This is a genomic window from Enterobacter cloacae complex sp. HYC003_NIDB (assembly GCF_056673375.1).
Genome location: NZ_CP114220.1, coordinates 2,777,748 through 2,794,389, shown reverse-complemented (window position 1 = coordinate 2,794,389; position 16,642 = coordinate 2,777,748). Strand labels below are relative to the sequence as shown.

Sequence of the window (16,642 nt, the reverse complement as noted above, 5' to 3'; positions counted from 1 at the left end):
GCGTGACCCTTAGCGATGACCGTACACGCGTGGCCGCGTGTAGTAGTCGATGAGCGGAACGGTGATGTTAGCCAGCAGCACGGCAAATGCCACGCCGTCCGGATAACCGCCAAAGCTGCGAATAAGCCAGACCAGCAAACCCGCCAGCGCGCCGAAAATCAGACGTCCTCGGTTGGTGGTAGAGGCGGTGACCGGATCGGTCAGAATAAAGAATGCCCCGAGCATGGTCGCGCCGGAGAGCAGATGGAGCTGCGGGCTGGCCAGTGACTCAGGTGAGATGACCCAGCCGAGCGTCGAGCAGACGGCCAGCGTCACCAGGAAGCTCACCGGAATATGCCAGCGGATTGCCTTCTGTTGCAGCAGGAACGCGCCGCCCAACAAATAGGCCAGATTGACCCACTGCCAGCCAGCACCCGCCAGTACGCCGCTGTAAATAGACGATTTCATCACCTGCTCCACGCTGTGTCCGGCACGCAGGGAGGTTTTGAAGGTATCGAGCGGGGTGGCCTGGCTGATGCCGTCCACGCCCATGCGAAGCGCGTTCATATCTGCGCCCAGCGCGGTGTGGCCGGTAAAGATAACGTGCAGGGCATCCATAAAACCGGGGACGGTGGCGGCGATCTCATGCGGCGGCAGCCAGCTGGTCATCTGTACCGGGAAGGAGATCAGCAGTACCACGTAGCCAATCATCGCCGGGTTAAACGGGTTATGGCCCAGCCCGCCGTACAGCTGCTTGGCGATGATCACCGCAAACACCGTTCCCAATACCACCATCCACCACGGGGCGAACGGGGGAATGCTGATGGCCAGCAACAGGCCGGTCAACAGGGCGGAGTTATCGCTCAGGATGCGAGTCACTTCCATTTTGCGCAGCTTCAGGATCGCTGCTTCCGCTGCGACGGCACTGGCGCAACCCAGAACTAACTGGAAAAGCGTACCCCAGCCGAAAAACCAACACTGTACGGCAATACCTGGCAGCGCGGCCAGGCACACCAGCATCATAATACGCGATGTCTGGCGCTGGTTATGGGTATAAGGGGAACTTGCAATTCTGAAAACCATTTAATCCTCGTTAACGGCTTGCTGCGCGGCTTTCTTTGCCTGAACGCGCGCAATCGCGGCGGCGACTGCGGCTTTGCGTGGATCGTCGTTGGCGGCCGCAGGCCGTTCGTCCTGCTGTGCCGCTTTTCGTGCTTTGGCACGGGCGATGGCCGCTTCAACGGCGGCTTTACGCGGGTCGACAGGCGCTTCACTCTCTTCGGCAGGCTGAACCTGTGCCGCTTTTCGTGCTTTGGCACGGGCGATAGCGGCTTCAACGGCCGCCTTGCGCGGATCCGTCGCTTCCTGTTCAACCACCACTGTCTGCTGACCGGCCTTACGGGCTTTTGCCCTGGCGATAGCCGCTTCCACCGCCGCTTTACGCGGGTCGATATCGGCATCCGGTTTGGCGTGTTGCGCTTTCTCCGCCTGACGCGCGCGAGCTTCGGCTTTACGCGCTTCGCGGGCCGCAATCGCTTCGCTGTTGTCCGGTCTTTCTCCCGGAGCGATCACAACCGTCTGGGCGGCGGTGGCTTTCTTCTCGCGCACGCGGGCCAGGGCTGCGTTAATGGCATCCTGATCTTTCGCCGCAGGCTGGACGGCAGCCTGCTTATGGCGTTCCTGACGGGCTTGTTTCTCGCGCTCCAGTCGCGCCTGACGCGCTTCAAAGCGGGCCTTCGCTTCAGCGGCACGTTTTTCTTCCATGGAGATGGCGTAGATTTCGGCTTTCTCCTGACGGAAGTATTGCACCAGCGGAATATTGCTTGGGCAGACCCAGGCGCAGGCACCGCATTCAATACAGTCAGCCAGGTTATGCGCTTGGGCTTTATCGTGCAGCTGGCCTTTGCTGTACCAGTACAACTGCTGCGGCAGTAAATCTGCCGGGCATGCGTCCGCACAGGCGCTACAGCGTATGCAGCCTTTCTCTTCCTGCGTTTCGCCCATCTCCGTTGGGGAAGGGGCGAGCAGGCAGTTGGTAATCTTCACCACCGGCACATCCAGCCACGGCAGGGTAAAGCCCATCAGCGGGCCACCCATAATGACCAGTTGATCGCTACCCGGGCAGAAGCCAGCCTGTTCCAGCAGATGACGCACCGGCGTACCCAGACGCGCCCAGACGTTGCCGGGACGGGAGACGGACTCGCCGGTCAGCGTGACGACGCGCTCGGTCAATGGCTCGCCGTCAATCACCGCACGTTTCACCGCGTAGGCGGTTCCCACGTTTTGCATCAGCACGCCGATGTCGGACGAACGGCCCCCGTGGGGGACCTGTTTGCCGGTCAGGATCTGCGTCAGCTGTTTTGCCCCGCCGGACGGGTATTTGGTCGGGATCACTCGCAGGGCGATATCGTGGCTGTCTGCCAGTACCGCACGCAGCATCGAAATGGCCTGCGGTTTATTGTCCTCAATACCGATCAGCACTTCGCGGGGTTGCAGAATATGCGCAAGAATGCGAATCCCTTCCACCACCTGCGCGGCACAGTCCTGCATCAGACGGTCATCGGCGGTGATGTACGGTTCGCACTCGGCGGCGTTGATGATCAGCGTTTCGATTTTATCGCCGCCGCCGTGAAGCTTAGCGCCGGTCGGGAAGCCTGCGCCTCCCAGACCCGCCACGCCGAACTGATGAATGCGTTCAATCAGCGCTTCACGGCTGTGGGAACGGTAGTCGCTCCAGCCGTCACGATCGATCCAGCGGTCTTCACCATCGGCTTCAATGATCACGCTCAGCTCAGACAACGCCGACGGATGGGCAACGGTATGGGGGGCAACAGCCACCACCTTACCGGAAGTCGGGGCATGTATCGGCAACATCCGTCCGCGACCAAAGGTCAGCGGCTGGCCGCGAAGAACGCTATCGCCTTCTTTCACGCACAGTTCACCTTCCGCGCCGATATGCTGTTTAAGGGGCATAACGTAACGGGTCGCCAGCGGGATCTGGCGCAGCGGCGTGCCGTTAGACTGCGATTTCATCTCAGGCGGATGAATGCCGCCGTCGAAATCCCAGATCTTCTCTTTTCTGAAGGCAGAAAATAACTTAAGCATGTTGTTCCACAGGAATATTGCGAACCGGAATGGTCTGAAGGTCCCACTTCCAGCTTTCAGTAGTCGTTTCAACCGGGCGTAGTTCTATACACTGCGTCGGGCAGGGCGCCACGCAGAGATTACAGCCGGTGCACAGATCCGCCACAACGGTGTGCATCGCGCGCGTTGCGCCCACAATGGCGTCAACAGGACACGCCTGAATACATTTGGTGCAGCCAATGCAGTTGGCTTCGTCGATGACAGCAAGGGCACGAACGGGCTCCTGGGCCTGTTCATCGCCGTCGACAGGCTGGGGATCGACGTTCAGCAGGGCAGCTATTTTAAGCATGACCGCTTCGCCACCCGGTGCGCAGCGGTTGATCTTTTCGCCCTGCACGCCCACCGCCTCAGCGTAAGGGCGGCAGCCAGGGTAGCCGCACTGCCCGCACTGGCTCTGCGGTAAAAGTTCATCAATTTTTTCAACCACCGGATCGTCCTCCACCGCAAACCGGCGGGAGGCATAACCCAGAATGATGCCAAAGACGAGTCCCAGTACGCTGATGGACGCGATGGCAATCCAGATAGCACTCATTACAACTTCACCAGACCACTAAAGCCCATAAAGGCCAGAGACATTAAACCTGCGGTCACCAGAGCGATGGCGTTACCGCGAAACGGCGCGGGAATATCCGCCGCGGCCAGACGCTCGCGAATCGAGGCGAACAGGACCATAACAAAAGAGAAACCGACCGCCGCGGAAAAACCGTACAGCGCCGATTGCAGGAAATTATGCCCAAGGTTGATATTGAGCAGCGCCACGCCCAGCACCGCGCAGTTGGTGGTGATGAGAGGCAGGAAAATGCCCAGCAGGCGATACAGGGCAGGGCTGGTTTTCCGCACCACCATCTCGGTAAATTGCACCACAACCGCAATGACCAGAATAAAGGACAAGGTGCGCAGGTAGAGCATGTCCAGTGGGATCAGGATCCAGGTATCAATCAGCCATGCGCAAATGGAGGCCATCGTCATTACGAAGGTGGTCGCCAGCCCCATGCCCATTGCCGTCTCCAGCTTTTTGGAGACGCCCATAAACGGGCACAGGCCAAGGAACTTCACCAGTACGAAGTTATTAACCAGCACAGTTCCGACAAAGAGCAGTAAGTAATCGGTCATTATTTAGCCTGAAATAAAATAGCCGCCTATTATCGGATAAACGACAACAGGCCACAACAGGTTAACTGTAAGGTTATTACGGGTTGACAAAGGTCTTCTTAACGCGCGTCGAACGCTTGAAATAAGGGACCATAAGCGCCGTCGCCAGTAGCGGAAACAGTAACTGGCGAACCGCCAGCGCGTCAGACACTGGCGAGAAAGCGAATGCTTTGACAGCCAGCAGCACGGAGACCAGCAGCCAGATAATGTAATGTTTTGGCACGTTTTTGCGGCGTTTGAAGAAGGCGATAGTCAGCCACAGCGTGTAGTACCACATCGCGATCGCGAAAACGAACGACACAAACCACGTTGCAATATTGAGCGCACTCTGGGACATCAGTGCCTGGATAGCATGAGGCGTAACCAGTGCGGTGGTGTATAGCAACAGCGCCAGCGAAGCGCTTAATAATGCCACCAGCAGCCATGCCAGCGGGGCGATTAACCAGCCCCCAATTCTCTCTCCAGGCAATGCGGTCATACGCTCTCCCATAGTCTGCGCGAAATGTTATACAGAAATTTGCAGGGCGGAGAGTATATAACATTTCACGCCGAAGGCTACTTTCTTATACAACGTAACGCCATACGGATTTAGGCACTTCCCCCACATTGAACAGACGACCGCCAGAGACCAGTTCGGCGCGACGATGGTCAGCAGCGCGGTACATATTGATGATGTCCTGATTATCCGACAGCGTGTAGTTCAGATGGTCAAACAGTTTTTCCAGGCTTTCAAGGGAATTGATCTTGCGAAATTTTAATAAATAGTCCTGAACTGTCATATTAATAAGTTTCCATATAAAAGGGTAATACCCATAAAGGTAATGCGTTCGAATAATAAACGGATTAATAAAGACGTAAACTGTCCACTCGGGTAACGCGACGAAATTAGGAGTTTTCTTTGCGAAGAATCAGGCATCAGCAGATGCCTGGAAGAGAAGGGTAACCCCGTTCATTACGGCTGGCAATACGTTCCATGACGTAATGTGTCACGCTTTATGACGACACGGCTTACTTTTGTTGTGCGACAGTAACAGGCTCCGGCGGCTGGTAGTTATCGATATGGCTGGCAATGCCGAGCAACACGACTGAAACCCCAAGGACAATCCATCCCGCTAATTCAATGATTCGATTAATTATTGACGACATAATTTGTGTTTGTAATTTATCCATAAATACAGATTACAAATGTTACAGCGCCCTTTTCGCCAGAGCAAGCGCTTTGGGAACGATTCCTCGAACCCATATACACACTTTAATGCGAGGTAACAAAAAACGCTGTCGCGAGATGCTATTTTAACTCACAGGGCACATTATTAATCTGTGCGTTAAGCACAAGGCCAGTGATAAATAAGCGCACAGCGAGGGGGCAAACGATGAGTGAAAACATACGCGTCGGTCTTATTGGCTACGGGTACGCAAGCAAAACCTTTCATGCTCCGCTGGTTGCCGGCACGCCGGGAATGGAACTGGCGGCTATCACAAGCAGCGATGAGACTAAGGTCCGCGCCGACTGGCCAGCCGTGCCGGTGGTAACGGAGCCTAAGCATCTGTTTAACGATCCTAATATTGACCTTATTATCATTCCAACTCCTAACGACACTCATTTCCCCCTGGCGAAAGCGGCGCTGGAGGCAGGGAAACATGTTGTTGTCGATAAGCCCTTCACCGTGACGTTGTCACAGGCGCGCGAGCTGGATGCGCTGGCGCGAAGTCTGGGTCGGTTATTATCGGTCTTTCACAATCGGCGCTGGGACAGCGATTTCCTGACGGTTAAGGCGCTGATAAACGAAGGCACGCTCGGCGAAATTGCTTTTTTTGAGTCGCATTTCGATCGTTATCGTCCGCAGGTGCGAGATCGCTGGCGCGAGCAGGCGGGACCGGGTAGCGGCATCTGGTATGACTTAGCGCCGCATCTTCTCGATCAGGCCGTTCATCTGTTTGGTTTGCCCGTGAGCATGACGGTCGATTTAGCGCAGCTCAGGCCGGGGGCGCAGACCACCGACTATTTCCATGCCATTTTGAGTTATCCGCAGCGGCGCATTGTGCTGCACGGGACAATGCTTGCGGCGGCGGAATCGGCCCGCTATATCATTCACGGGGCGCGCGGCAGCTATGTGAAGTTCGGCCTGGATCCGCAGGAAGAGCGCCTCAAAAATGGCGAACGCTTACCGCAGGAGGACTGGGGCTACGACATGCGCGACGGGGTGGTGACGCGTGCGGAGGGTGAGGTACTGGTTGAAGAGACGGTATTGACCCTGCCGGGGAACTATCCAGCGTATTACGCCGCCATTCGTGACGCGCTGAACGGTTCAGGTGAAAATCCGGTTCCCGCAAGCCAGGCAATCCAGATTATGGAGCTGATCGAGCTCGGGATCGAATCTGCCAAACATCGCGCAACGCTCTGTCTGGCATAAGTGCCAAACGCTTTCGTAGGCCGGGTAAGCGCAGCGCCACCCGGCAGTAAAGAGGACTACTGAACAACTTTATCGCGCAGCGCCTGTTTCTCTTCAGGCGTCAGGAAGGCGATCTCCAGCCCGTTGATTTGCGCCTGACGGATCTGCTCGCGGCTCAGCCCGGCCTGTGGTGCGGCGATGTTGTATTCGTGAATAATATCCACGCCCTGAACCGCCGGATCGTCCGTGTTCAGCGAAGCCAGCACCCCGTGTTCGAGGAAGGTTTTCAGCGGGTGTTGCGCCAGCGACGCTACTGTACTGGTCTGAATATTGGAGGTCAGGCAGGATTCGATTCCAATACGTTGTTCGGCGAGGAAATCCATCAGCGCGCGATCTTCAATGGCTTTCACGCCATGACCTATACGTTCCGCACCCAGTTCACGAATGGCCTGCCAGATGCTTTCCGGCCCCGCAGCTTCGCCCGCATGAACGGTAATATGCCATCCTGCATCACGTGCGCGGTTGAAATGAGACAGGAACAGACTGCCCGGGAAGCCCAGCTCGTCACCGGCCAGGTCAATGGCGGTGATCTGGTCGCGATGCGCCAGTAATGCTTCCAGTTCCTGAAGACAGGTCGCTTCACCGAAGGTACGGCTCATAATGCCGATCAAACGCGCCTGAACGTCAAAGGTTTTACAGCCTTCACGCACGCCTTCAATGACCGCTTCAACCACGCCCGCTACGGGGAGGTTGTGGGTCATCGCCATATAGCCCGGGGAGAAACGCAGTTCGACATAGTGCAGGCCGTTACGCGCGGCATCTTCGATGTTTTCAAAGGCGACACGGCGACAGGCATCGACCGAGGCCAGCATCTTCACGCCCCAGTCGAGCTTGCTCAGAAAACTCACCAGATCCGGTTCGTTCGACGTGACCTGAACATGCGGGATCAGGGTTTCAAGCGTTTCGGCAGGGAGGGTTAAATTGAACTGGCGACCAAGATCGAGAATGGTTTGGGCACGAATGTTTCCGTCGAGGTGGCGATGAATATCAGTTAAAGGCAGGCGTGTATCAATCATGGTCGCACTCTTTGCTGGTTAAAGTGCGCCATATTATAAAAACAAAACGGGGTAAAAAGCTATTTGCGCAAGGGAATATTCCGTTGCGCAAATGATTTACAGCAGAGTGTTGATGCCAGCGATAAGGCGTTGAACGCCCTGTTCAAGCTTACTACGCGGACAGCCAGCGTTCAGACGCACATAGCCTTTACCTTCATCCCCATAGGTATATCCCGGCATGATGGCCACTTTTTGCTGATCAATTAGCACGTTTTGCAGCGTATTGTCATCAATGCCAAGCGGGCTGAGATCGATCCATGCCAGATAGGTGGCCTCGGGCGGTTGCCAGTTGAGTGTCGGAAATGCAGTATTCAGTTCGTCAGCAATGTAGCACAGGTTTTCTTCGAGATAGGTCCGCAGCGCGTCCAGCCAGGGTTCTCCATGTCGGTAGGCAGCAATGTGCGCGGTCAGCGCCAGCACGGAAGGGGAAGAGAGTCCGTCCCGACCTTTTAATGCATTCAGATAGGCGTTACGGCTGGCGTCATCGGCGATAAGCCCCCAGGCACCCGTCAGAGCCGGAATATTGAAGCTTTTGGAACCCGAGGTCAGCAGCGCCCATTTATCGCGCGCAACCTCATTCCACGGGGTATGACGATGCGTGCCCCATACCATGTCCATATGAATTTCGTCGCTGATCACCGCTACGTCATAACGTTCACACAGGGCCGCCATTGTGGTCAGCTCTTCCCGCGTCCAGACTTTGCCGGTCGGGTTTTGCGGGCTACACAGCAGCAGCACCTTGTTTTCCGGTTTTGACAGCGCCGCTTCCAGCGCGGCCATATTGCCCTCCCAGCCATGCGCTGTTTTCTGCATCGGCACGGAAACAACGGTACGCTGGTTGCCTTCGATGGCTTTATAAAAGGCATCGTAAGCCGGGGTATGGACCACCACGCCGTCGCCAGGCGAGGACCAGAGGCGGATCAGCTCCGAGACCATATAAATGACCGACGGCCCATACACCACGGTTTCGGTATCAATCTGACTGTTAAAGCGTTGGCGGAACCAGTGCGCCACGGCGGCCAGAAATTCGTCATTTTTCCAGCGACTGTAGCCAAACACCCCGTGGTTTATTCGCTGGTGCAGCGCATCGGTAATGCAGGGGGCGGTGGCGAAATCCATATCAGAGATGGTGAAGGGCAGCAGGTCGGCAGCGCCAAAACGGTCAGCGACATAATCCCACTGGGTACACCAGGTGCCGTGTCGATCCACGACGGTAGAAAAATCAAACATGACGGTGCTCCGTAAAGTAAAACCCCCTCATGACGAGGGGGGCGAGGCATCAGGCTTCGACGGTTCGCATCAGGGTTGCCAGCTCATCCTTCACTGACTGTACCTGCGGGCCAATGACGACCTGCAAATTGTGTTGATTTAACTGTACTACGCCAATAGCCCGGTTAGCTTTAAGTGCGTTGGTATCCACTTTGGACATGTCCGCCACCGACAAACGCAGGCGGGTGATGCAGTTATCCAGAGAGGTAATATTATCCGCACCGCCCAGCGCCGCCAGAATAGCCGGCGTGTTATATCCGGATTTCCCAATGGTGCCGGCTACCGCCTGTTCAACGCTGGTGGCCGTATCGGTATCGCGGCCAGGCGTTTTCAGGTTAAAGCGGGTGATGGCGAAGCGGAAGATCCCGTAGTAAACCGCGAACCAGATGGCGGCCACAACCGGCACCAGATACCACTTGGTGGACAGACCGTGCAGGATACCGAAGACCACGAAGTCAATCACGTTACCGTCGGTGTTACCGATGGTCACACCGAGCACAGCCATCACGGTAAAGCCCAGGCCCGTCAGTACGGCGTGGATGAGGTACAGTACCGGCGCTACGAACAGGAACAGGAACTCGATAGGTTCTGTCGTACCGCCCACCACGCAGGCAATAACGCCGGAGATCAGCAGACCTTTAATTTTATGACGATTTTCCGGACGGGCACAGTGGTACATCGCCAGCGCTGCGCCCGGCAGGCCGCCGAGGAAGGCAGGCATTTTACCCTGAGAGAGGAAACGCGTCGCACTTTCAGAGAAGCCGTGAGTGGTCGGGCAGCTCAGCTGGGCCTGGAAGATGGTCAGCGCACCGCTAACGGAATGACCGCAAACGTCCATGGTACCGCCGGCTTCGGTAAAGCGGATCAGGGCAACCAGGATGTGCTGTAAACCAAATGGCAGCAGCAGACGTTCACCCGTACCGAAAATCATCGGGCCGAAATCACCCGCGCCGTTGATAATGCGGCCGATACCGGTGATCCCCATGGCAAAAATCGGCCAAATCAGAGGGATGATCAGACCAAACAGACCCATCACAACCAGCGTAATGATTGGCACAAAGCGGGTCCCGCCGAAGAAGGCCAGCGCATCGGGCAGGCGGATGTTGTGGAAGCGCTCGTGCAGCATCCAGATAATCACCCCCGCGATCACGGCTCCAAGGATCCCGGTATCGATGGACTGAATACCAATCACGCTCTGAATGTTATTGGCTTTCAGTACCGCCGCGTCGGTCGTGGGCAGGATCCCTTTGGCAGTCAGCCAGAAGTTAACCGCAAGGTTCATGACCGCATAGCCAACGAAGCCCGCAAACGCCGCCACGCCTTTATTTTCGCGCGCCAGACCCAGAGGAATGGCGATACAGAACATTACCGGCAGGAAGCTAAAGGCAAAAGAGCCGACCTTGCTCATCCAGATGAAGATCGCCTGAAGTACCGGATTTCCGAGGAAAGGGATCAGGGTAATGACGTCGTGGCTGCTTAACGAGCTGCCGATCCCCAGCATGATCCCGCAAAAAGAGAGAAGCGCCACGGGCAGCATAAAGGTTTTACCCAGTTGCTGGAAAAACTCCCACAGCGATATTTTTTGTGCTGCTTTCGTCGTCATAAAACGACTCCTTAAATGGTAGAAAGAGATTTAACGACCTCGATGGGGCGAGAAGATAAAACGTTTTATCAAACTTTAGTGCGCGCTAAATCACATTCTCAGGCTTTTACTGGTAGTATAAAGATAACGTATTGATAAAACGTTTTAGCGATCTCATTATCAAGGAGTCACGCCACCACATGGCTGTAGCGAAAAAGATCACCATCAACGATGTCGCGCTGGCGGCGGGGGTTTCCGTCAGCACCGTTTCGCTGGTATTGAGCGGGAAGGGGCGCATCTCTCCTGCAACGGGTCAGCGCGTCAACGAGGCCGTTGAGCAGTTAGGCTTTGTGCGTAATCGCCAGGCGTCGGCGCTGCGCGGTGGGCAAAACGGGGTGATAGGGCTGATCGTTCGCGACCTCACGTCGCCGTTTTATGCAGAACTGACCGCCGGGCTTACCGAGGCGCTTGAAGCGCAGGGGCGAATGGTTTTCCTGCTCCACGGTGGGCGCGAACCGGAGCAGCTGCTCTCCAGGCTGGATATGCTGCTGACGCAAGGGGTGGATGGGGTGATCGTGGCCGGCGCGTCCGGCGTGGGCAGTGAATTGTGTGAGCGCGCGGCGCAGAAAGGCGTACCGCTGGTGTTTGCCTCGCGCGCAAGCTATCTCGACGAAGCCGATACCCTTCGGCCAGATAACATGCAGGCCGCGCAAATGCTGACCGAGCATCTTATTCATCGCGGCCATCAGCGCATCGCCTGGCTCGGCGGTAAAAGCTCGTCCCTGACGCGTGCCGAGCGGGTGGGCGGTTACTGCTCCACGCTCATCAAATACGGCCTGCCGTTTCACAGCGAATGGGTGGTGGAGTGTGAATCCAGCCAGAAAAAAGCCGCGGAAGCCATCGGCACGCTGCTTCGCAACAGCCCGACGATCAGCGCGGTGATTTGCTATAACGACGTCATTGCGATGGGGGCGTGGTTCGGTTTGATCCGCGCCGGACGCCAGAGCGGTGAGGGCGGGGTAGAAACGTTCTTCGGCCATCAGGTGGCGCTGGGGGCATTTGCGGATGTCGGTGAAAATGCGTTAGACGATCTCCCCATCGTCTGGGCGACGACGCCGGCTCGTGAGATGGGGTACACCCTGGCAGACAGGATCATGCAGCGCATTGAAAATACGGACGTGCAGGCCGGGCATCAGATTGTGGCTGCGCGGTTAGTGACGGTGAAGTAAACGCTTTGCTTGCACGGGCCTACAACGACTCAGGATCGGAGGCCGGGTAAGCGTCAGCGCCACCCGGCAATAAAAAACCCCTCATGCGAGGGGTTTTTCGTTTACTGCTGCGGTACTGCCGGCGGCGCTGCCGGTTCAGCCGGTGCCGGAATGCCCAGCGTCGGCATACCAAACATACCGACAAACTCTTCCAGCGGCATTTTGTCGCCGTTGAGCGTCACCTGGCCATTAGCATATTGCAGGCTGGTGGAAATGGTGTTGTCTTCCACCTTCGTGATACGGAACATCTGGCCCATCGCCGCCAGGCCTTTCACCTGTTGGTTTGCCAGTTTCCCTGCATCTTCTTCACCATACCCTTCAAGTTTCGCAATCTGCGTCATGAACTCGGTCGCCATATCCATCGGGATGGTCAGCTTGCTGTCGAGCGATTTCACGCTGCGGTCAACTTCCTGCGCCAGGGTCTGCGGTTCGCCGGTCGCAGCGGCCGGATCCTTCAGGAACAGCGACAGGTTGAAGTTGGTTTCGCCTTTGCCGTTTTTCCAGCTCAGTGGCGCAACGGTAATCACCGGCTCGCCCTTCAGCAGGATCGGCAGGTTATTAAACAGCACCGTCATCGCCTGCTGCTGGTACGCCTGCGGGTTCTGTTGCAGGGCGGCATCGGTCAGCAGAGCCTGGCTCTCTTTACTGTATTTCTGACTGAATTCATGCCACGCCTGGCCGTCAATGTTGCCGATTTTCAGAGACAGCTTACCGGTACCCAGATCCTGATTCTGTACTTTCAGGCTTTTCAGGCTGTAATCCAGCTGGGTGTTGATGCTTTTACCGTCTTTGGAGACGTCAGACTTACCGTCCAGATCCATGCCTTCCAGCACCGCCATCTCTTTGCCTTCGATCGCAATGGCGATCTTATCGAGGCTCAGTTTCTGGTCGCCGATACGCTCATCAAAATCGGTCATACGGCTATTGCCGCTGGCTTTAAGGTTGTTGAAGGTAAGCTGAACCTTCTGGTTATATTCATTGACTGAATTCACCAGGCCGCTGGCGGCATCGCCGGTCAGGGAGACATTCTTGCCGTCGCGATCGGCATCAAGCTGGAAATTACCGCCGCTGAAGGCGACTTTATCGGTGCCTTGTTCGTAATTCAGGGCTTTCAGGTCGATGTCGGAATGCGTATCACCGGCATAGCTGATGCGGGTATTGATCTCAAACGGCGACTCATTTTTCGCCATATCGAAAATCGGCTTCGTCACCTCGTTATTCACCAGTACGGTTCTGGCGGATGCCATGGAGGGGATCAGGTTAAACTTTTTCAACTGCGCCAGCGGGAACGGACCGTGGCTGACCACTTCATCCAGCACCACGCTCTGGCCCGGTTTCAGCCAGGCGTTCTGATTACCCGCAACCGGCTTCACCACCACCTGCATATGGCTGGTAAACACGCCACGCTGGTAGTTCTGGTAGCTCAGCTCCAGACCTGCTTCAGGCGCGCTGCGCTTAATCTCGCTGTTTGCCTGCGTCATCATCTCTGCCAGACGGCTTTCCAGCTGTTTCCCGGTATACCAGGAAGCACCCGTCCAGATCACGCCTAAAGCAACAATCACTCCTACCGCTACGACCGATTTTTTCATTGCGATTATCCCTAAAATGAAACCAGGCGGTTAAAACCGCCTGGTGTTACAACGCCTGTTACTAGCTTAGCAAGAGTTGTTAAAAAATTCAGTAAGTCCCTAAAGCTTATTAAAAACACGCGCCAGGCGACCGGTGCCGCTCACCCGGACAGGCGACTCGTTGGCCGCGACAAAGGCGGATTCACCCGGTTTAAGCACCAGACGCTCGCTATCTTTATGCAACGTCGCTTCGCCTTCTACACAGAACAGGATCGCTGCGCTCTCCTGTGCAATGGCGGTTTCGTCTGCGCTGAGGTCGTGCAGCGAGAAGGCAAAATCGTCAACCGGAATCGGGAAGTCCAGCTCTGCGCCGTTTTTCACCGGCTGCGTAAGCAGCTCCGCAGCAGGTTTCGCCACGAACTTCACGTTGGCAACCAGCTCAGGGATGTCGATGTATTTTGGCGTCAGGCCCGCGCGCAGTACGTTATCGGAGTTAGCCATCACCTCCAGCGCCACGCCGTTCAGGTAGGCGTGCGGGGTTTCAGCGAACAGGAACATCGCTTCGCCCGGGTTGAGCTTCACCACGTTCAGCAGCAGCGGAGAGAAGAGACCGCTGTCGTCCGGATAAAACGTGGAAATTACGCGAATGGTGTCCCATGGCTCACCCTGCTGGCTGTTCAGCGCGGCTTTCAGCACTGCCAGCGCGTGGGATTTTTCCTCGCCCTGCATATTCAGCAGGCTGGCAAACAGCTCGCTCAAGGCTTCTGCGTTCGGGTTTTCCAGGAAATGGGCGATCGCGTTGTGAGCCCCGGCGACCGGTTGCAGCAGGGAGATGATCTCGGAAAACTCGCGGAAGGCATTCATCGCCAGGAAAGGGGTCAGGGCGAAAACCAGTTCCGGCTTGTGGTTAGGATCTTTGTAGTTACGCTCTGCGGCGTCTAACGGAATACCGGCGGCATCTTCTTTGGCAAAGCCCAGCTCAGAGGCTTTTTTGTTCGGGTGAACCTGAATGGAGAGCGGCTGGTCGGCGCACAATACCTTGAACAGAAACGGCAGCTCACCAAAACGATTCGCCACTTTATCGCCGAGCAGTGCGGCTTTGTCGGCGTCGATGACGTCACGCAGGCTGCGAACCTGACCGCTGGCATCTTCAATTTTTGAGCTGCTCTTCGGATGCGCGCCCATCCACAGCTCTGCCATCGGCAGGTTGTCCGGGTTGGCGATACCGTAGAGATCCGTTAACGCAGTTTTACTTCCCCAGGCGTAGTTTTGCACTGAGTTGATGAGTTTTTGCATTATCAAGCCCTGATTCATATGTGGAATTAACTCCGCGTATTAAAGCAATAAACCGAATGGAAGTAACCTGCGGATGTAAAAAGTCGTACTAGTCTCAGTTTTTGTTAAAAAATTGTGTAGGATAAGCTGACTCGCTTTTAAGCCGGGCAGCGGAACATCTGCCCTGAATAAACAGACCGAAGCAGTAAGTGAGAGAACAATGTCGAATAAACCCTTCCATTATCAGGATCCTTTCCCCCTCAGTCAGGATCAGACCGAGTATTACCTGTTAACCCGCGATTACGTTTCTGTCTCTGAGTTTGAAGGGCAGGAGATCCTCAAAGTTGACCCGCAGGCGCTGACGTTGCTGGCGCAGCAAGCCTTCCATGATGCTTCCTTTATGCTCCGTCCGGCGCATCAGCAGCAGGTTGCTGATATCCTGAGCGACCCGGAAGCCAGTGAGAACGATAAGTACGTTGCCCTGCAATTCCTGCGTAACTCTGATATCGCGGCGAAAGGCATTCTGCCGACCTGCCAGGACACCGGCACGGCGATTATCACCGGTAAAAAAGGCCAGCGCGTCTGGACCGGCGGCGGTGACGAAGCGGCGCTGGCGCGCGGCGTTTACAATACCTACACCGAAGACAACCTGCGCTATTCGCAAAACGCAGCGCTGGATATGTACAAAGAGGTGAACACCGGCACCAACCTGCCTGCGCAGATTGACCTCTACAGCGTCGACGGTGACGAGTACAAATTCCTCTGCATCGCCAAAGGCGGCGGTTCAGCCAACAAAACCTATCTTTACCAGGAAACCAAAGCGCTGCTTACCCCGGGCAAGCTGAAGAATTATCTGGTCGAGAAGATGCGCACCCTCGGCACCGCGGCCTGCCCGCCGTACCATATCGCGTTTGTGATTGGCGGTACGTCTGCCGAAAGCACCCTGAAAACCGTTAAGCTGGCCTCAACCAAATACTACGATGGCCTGCCAACGGAAGGTAACGAACATGGTCAGGCGTTCCGGGACGTGCAGCTTGAGCAGGAACTGCTGGCCGAAGCGCAGAATCTTGGCCTGGGCGCGCAGTTTGGCGGCAAATACTTCGCGCATGACATTCGCGTAATCCGCCTGCCGCGCCACGGTGCTTCCTGTCCGGTGGGCATGGGCGTCTCATGCTCGGCGGATCGCAACATCAAGGCGAAGATCAACCGCGACGGCATCTGGATCGAGAAGCTGGAGAACAACCCGGGCAAATATATTCCTGAAGAACTGCGTAAAGCGGGCGAGGGGGAAGCGGTTCGCGTGGACCTGAATCGTCCGATGAAAGAGATCCTCGCGCAGCTTTCGCAGTATCCGGTTTCAACGCGCCTTTCCCTGAACGGGACGATTATCGTGGGCCGCGACATCGCCCATGCGAAGCTGAAAGAGCGCCTGGACAACGGCGAAGGGCTGCCGCAGTACATTAAAGATCACCCGATCTACTACGCAGGCCCGGCAAAAACGCCTGATGGATATGCTTCCGGCTCGTTAGGCCCAACCACGGCGGGCCGTATGGACTCCTACGTCGACCAGTTGCAGGCCAACGGCGGCAGCATGATCATGCTGGCGAAAGGCAACCGCAGCCAGCAGGTGACGGACGCGTGCCATAAGCACGGCGGCTTCTACCTCGGCAGTATAGGTGGCCCGGCAGCGGTGCTGGCGCAGGGCAGTATCAAGAGCCTTGAGTGCGTGGAGTACCCGGAACTGGGTATGGAAGCGATCTGGAAAATTGAAGTGGAAGACTTCCCGGCGTTCATCCTCGTGGATGACAAAGGTAACGACTTCTTCAAACAGATCCAGTCTTCCCAGTGTTCGGCGTGTGTGAAGTAATTCTGTAAATTGCCGGGTGGCGCTGACGCT

15 protein-coding genes are annotated in these 16,642 nt (G+C 56.2%); 3 read left to right on the top strand and 12 right to left on the bottom strand.

All coding sequences use genetic code 11. From position 1 onward, the window contains the following. Positions 1 to 9 precede the first annotated feature (9 nt). The 7 genes from rsxD to blr all read right to left on the bottom strand — a co-directional run bounded on the left by rsxD (position 10) and on the right by blr (position 5,409). Positions 10 to 1,062: an electron transport complex subunit RsxD gene (gene rsxD / locus O1722_RS13270; protein ID WP_015570666.1), complete on the bottom strand. Its 1,053-nt coding sequence runs from the start codon at positions 1,060 to 1,062 to the stop codon at positions 10 to 12. Continuing rightward, entirely contained in the window at positions 1,063 to 3,084 is a 2,022-nt protein-coding gene (rsxC, locus tag O1722_RS13265; RefSeq protein ID WP_033487091.1) for an electron transport complex subunit RsxC, read from the bottom strand. It abuts the gene before it with no gap. Then, on the bottom strand, positions 3,077 to 3,655 hold the full coding sequence (gene rsxB, locus O1722_RS13260) for an electron transport complex subunit RsxB (protein WP_015570664.1): 579 nt from the start codon (positions 3,653 to 3,655) through the stop codon (positions 3,077 to 3,079). The genes rsxC and rsxB overlap by 8 nt, the downstream gene beginning before the upstream one ends. Continuing rightward, on the bottom strand, positions 3,655 to 4,236 hold the full coding sequence (gene rsxA, locus O1722_RS13255; RefSeq protein ID WP_000133206.1) for an electron transport complex subunit RsxA: 582 nt from the start codon (positions 4,234 to 4,236) through the stop codon (positions 3,655 to 3,657). The genes rsxB and rsxA overlap by 1 nt, the downstream gene beginning before the upstream one ends. A 76-nt stretch (positions 4,237 to 4,312) precedes the next feature. Further along, positions 4,313 to 4,753 carry a DUF2569 domain-containing protein gene (locus O1722_RS13250; RefSeq protein ID WP_033487090.1) on the bottom strand — a complete coding sequence of 147 codons (441 nt, stop codon included), beginning with the start codon at positions 4,751 to 4,753 and terminating at the stop codon, positions 4,313 to 4,315. An 85-nt stretch (positions 4,754 to 4,838) separates the two neighbouring features. Beyond that, complete coding sequence (gene ydgT, locus O1722_RS13245; RefSeq protein WP_000217941.1) at positions 4,839 to 5,054, bottom strand: transcription modulator YdgT; 216 nt, start codon at positions 5,052 to 5,054, stop codon at positions 4,839 to 4,841. Between the two features lie 229 nt (positions 5,055 to 5,283). After that, positions 5,284 to 5,409 (bottom strand): division septum protein Blr, encoded by a 126-nt coding sequence (gene blr / locus O1722_RS13240; protein WP_151884424.1) that lies wholly within the window; start codon positions 5,407 to 5,409, stop codon positions 5,284 to 5,286. A gap of 239 nt (positions 5,410 to 5,648) precedes the next feature. Here blr and O1722_RS13235 point away from each other — a divergent pair, with 239 nt between their 5' ends. Then, the gene (locus O1722_RS13235) at positions 5,649 to 6,689 is read left to right on the top strand and encodes an oxidoreductase (protein WP_032648137.1); all 1,041 of its coding nucleotides are present in this window, start codon (positions 5,649 to 5,651) and stop codon (positions 6,687 to 6,689) included. Between the two features lie 56 nt (positions 6,690 to 6,745). Here the strand turns inward: O1722_RS13235 and add are convergent, their stop codons facing one another. The 3 genes from add to malX form a co-directional block, all read right to left on the bottom strand. After that, a complete protein-coding gene (add, locus tag O1722_RS13230) occupies positions 6,746 to 7,744 on the bottom strand; it encodes an adenosine deaminase (RefSeq protein WP_100151269.1) in 999 nt (332 codons plus the stop codon). A gap of 96 nt (positions 7,745 to 7,840) precedes the next feature. Continuing rightward, positions 7,841 to 9,013: a MalY/PatB family protein gene (locus O1722_RS13225; protein ID WP_033487087.1), complete on the bottom strand. Its 1,173-nt coding sequence runs from the start codon at positions 9,011 to 9,013 to the stop codon at positions 7,841 to 7,843. A 49-nt stretch (positions 9,014 to 9,062) separates the two neighbouring features. Next, entirely contained in the window at positions 9,063 to 10,655 is a 1,593-nt protein-coding gene (gene malX, locus O1722_RS13220; protein WP_015570659.1) for a maltose/glucose-specific PTS transporter subunit IIBC, read from the bottom strand. A gap of 179 nt (positions 10,656 to 10,834) precedes the next feature. Between malX and O1722_RS13215 the strand changes: the two genes are divergently transcribed. Continuing rightward, on the top strand, positions 10,835 to 11,863 hold the full coding sequence (locus O1722_RS13215) for a Mal regulon transcriptional regulator MalI (RefSeq protein WP_033487086.1): 1,029 nt from the start codon (positions 10,835 to 10,837) through the stop codon (positions 11,861 to 11,863). Positions 11,864 to 11,964: 101 nt separating this feature from the next. On the opposite strand, the gene O1722_RS13210 is transcribed toward O1722_RS13215, so the two are convergent. Both O1722_RS13210 and manA read right to left on the bottom strand, forming a co-directional pair. Next, positions 11,965 to 13,491, bottom strand: a complete 1,527-nt coding sequence (locus O1722_RS13210) for a YdgA family protein (protein ID WP_033487085.1) — start codon at positions 13,489 to 13,491, stop codon at positions 11,965 to 11,967. Between the two features lie 99 nt (positions 13,492 to 13,590). Further along, entirely contained in the window at positions 13,591 to 14,766 is a 1,176-nt protein-coding gene (manA, locus tag O1722_RS13205; protein ID WP_033487084.1) for a mannose-6-phosphate isomerase, read from the bottom strand. Between the two features lie 199 nt (positions 14,767 to 14,965). Between manA and fumA the strand changes: the two genes are divergently transcribed. Next, a complete protein-coding gene (gene fumA, locus O1722_RS13200; RefSeq protein WP_015570656.1) occupies positions 14,966 to 16,612 on the top strand; it encodes a class I fumarate hydratase FumA in 1,647 nt (548 codons plus the stop codon). The last annotated feature ends 30 nt before the right edge of the window (positions 16,613 to 16,642 follow it).